Origin of the sequence: Terriglobus sp. YAF25 (genome assembly GCF_052113305.1) — a bacterium.
Lineage (GTDB): Bacteria > Acidobacteriota > Terriglobia > Terriglobales > Acidobacteriaceae > Terriglobus.
This window is the reverse complement of sequence record NZ_JBFRCY010000728.1, coordinates 1-2,268: the sequence shown is the minus strand read 5'-3', so window position 1 is coordinate 2,268 and position 2,268 is coordinate 1. Positions and strand designations below refer to the sequence as shown.

The 2,268-nt window shown below is 60.9% G+C and carries 3 protein-coding genes; 2 read left to right on the top strand and 1 reads right to left on the bottom strand.

Annotated elements, in window-relative coordinates:
* A partial coding sequence (locus AB4043_RS22955; RefSeq protein WP_442308203.1) for a sigma factor occupies positions 1–358 on the bottom strand: 358 nt, incomplete at its 3' end.
* Between the two features lie 95 nt (positions 359–453).
* Between AB4043_RS22955 and AB4043_RS22950 the strand changes: the two genes are divergently transcribed.
* Complete coding sequence (locus AB4043_RS22950; RefSeq protein WP_442302507.1) at positions 454–1,416, top strand: metallophosphoesterase family protein; 963 nt, start codon at positions 454–456, stop codon at positions 1,414–1,416.
* Entirely contained in the window at positions 1,413–2,177 is a 765-nt protein-coding gene (locus tag AB4043_RS22945) for a heme-binding domain-containing protein (protein WP_442302506.1), read from the top strand. The genes AB4043_RS22950 and AB4043_RS22945 overlap by 4 nt, the downstream gene beginning before the upstream one ends.
* The last annotated feature ends 91 nt before the right edge of the window (positions 2,178–2,268 follow it).

Below are 2,268 nucleotides of genomic sequence, written 5' to 3'. Positions count from 1 at the left end.
GAAATACAGTGCGCGACTCTGCAATGGCCGTACGCGAGTTCAGAAAGGCATTGCGCTGGATGCGGAAGATCCATGCCTTGAAGTTGGTTCCCTGCTGAAAGCTGTCGAAGGCGCGCAGAGCCTTGGACAGCGTCTCCTGTACGAGGTCTTCAGCCTCAGCCTCTTCGCGGCAAAGCCAGCGGGCATGGTTGTACAGGCTTGCAAGCTGTGGCAGAGCGAGATCTTCAAATCCCGCACGCGCGCGCCTGCCGAAGTCCATGGCGATGATCTTAGACGAACTCGCATTCGCCGACCCACTCCCGCCTGCTCCGAAGATAGGCGGAGGCGAACCGCGACGAAGGAAGGTTGCGAAGGCCATCGACTGTTTAACCAGCGAACAGCTTTTTTATTCCCTCGGGTTTTTCGTGGAATAATCCGGGCTCCGCGCGGTTCTCTGCCATGGAGGGAAGACCAATGGCAGAGAACAAAACGCAGGATGAGAACAGGCAAGCCGGAGACGGAATCGACCGCCGGCAGTTTCTGGAGTGCATGGCTTGGGCCGGAACCGGACTGCTATGGACGATGGCTGGAGGCGTGCCAACGGCGAAGCTGCTGGCACAGGGAACAAAACAACGGGTGACAGGGCACGAAGGCTTCTCGTTCGTGCAGATCAGCGATTCGCATATCGGCTTCAACAAGGGAGCGAATCCGGATGTCACAGGAACATTGCAGACCGCGATTGAGCGGGCAAAGACACCGGGCGGAGCCGCACCGGAGTTTCTGCTGCACACCGGCGACATTACGCAGAACTCAACGCCGGCGGAGTTCGACACCGCGGCGCAGATCGTGAAGGGCTTTGGGAAAGAGGTCTTTTACGTTCCGGGAGAGCATGACTTCATCGACGACGGCGAACAGTACAAGCAGCGCTTTGGCAAAGGGACACACGGCACCGGCTGGTACAGCTTCGATCACAAAGGCGTGCGTTTCCTTGGGCTGAACAACTGCGTTCAGGTTGATGCGATGGGTAACCTCGGCGCCGAGCAGCTTGCGTGGATGAAGACGGAGCTGAGCGGATTGAGTGCGTCGACCCCGATCGTCGTCTTCGCGCATATCCCGCTGTGGATGGTGTACGAGCAGTGGGGCTGGGGCACGAAGGATGGAGAGCAGGCTCTCGCCCTGTTGAAGCGCTTCGGATCGGTGACGGTGCTGAACGGGCATATCCACCAGGTGGTGCAGAAGGTGGAAGGAAATGTGACCTTCCATACGGCACGCGCGACGGCCTTTCCGCAGCCAGCGCCGGGAGCGGCGCCGAATCCCGGACCGATGGTGGTGCCGGCAGGCAAGCTCCGGTCCGCTCTTGGCGTGACGCATGTCAAGGTTGCGCGCGGGCAGAGCCATCTGGCGGTTGTGGACCACACACTGGCGGAGCAGGCATGAACGCGATGAAGCTTGCCGTGGGCGTGCTGCTATGCAGCGCGGTCTCGATCGCGGCAGGAAGCTGGCATCCCTGGGGTGATCTGCATACGGTCCCTCCCTCAGACCGCAGCACATTGCTGCAAGGGGCGGGCCTCCCGGCACAGGCGCGTGCGGTGCTTCTCACCAAGTGCGCCGACTGTCATTCAGAGACGACGGCGTGGCCTGCCTATGCACGGTTAGCTCCGGGAAGCTGGCTGATTGAGCGTGACGTCGCGGAAGGGCGACGTCACCTCGATCTCTCCCAGTGGCCGCAGCTCTCTGCCGACCGGCAGGAGGTATTGAAGCAGCAGATTGTGCAGCAGGCGAAGCGAGGATCGATGCCGCCGATGCAGTATCGCTGGCTGCATCCCGGGGCGGCGCTGACGAAGGATGAGGTCGCAGCGTTGACGAGCCTGCTGCCAGCAGATGCAGGTGGCAGCGATGCAGGGGATGCGCTGCGCGGCAAAGCGCTGTTCGAGCGGCGATGCACTGGATGTCATGCGCTGGATAGCAACCGTGAAGGACCGCGGTTGCGGGGTGTCTTTGGACGGCAGGCAGGGAGTGCCACGGGCTTCACGTATTCGTCTGCGTTGCGCGACAGGCATGTTGCCTGGGACAGCGCGGGACTGGAGCGGTGGCTGCGCGATCCGGATGAACTGGTGCCGGGGAACAATATGGACTTCAGTGTTCCGAAGAGTCAGGAGAGGGTGGATATTGTGGCGTTTTTGGCCTCACTGAGGTGAGGCAGGTTGAAAGTTAAAAGTTGAAGACGTACTGCATGGGTGGGCCACTCGATTCGGTGGCTGCATAAAAGCAGGTCCTTCGCTAATCACC

Coding starts and splice junctions, on each gene's coding strand:
- AB4043_RS22950 (WP_442302507.1), top strand. CDS start 454: ATGGCAGAGAACAAAACGCAGGATGAGAACAGGCAAGCCGGAGACGGA.
- AB4043_RS22945 (WP_442302506.1), top strand. CDS start 1,413: ATGAACGCGATGAAGCTTGCCGTGGGCGTGCTGCTATGCAGCGCGGTC.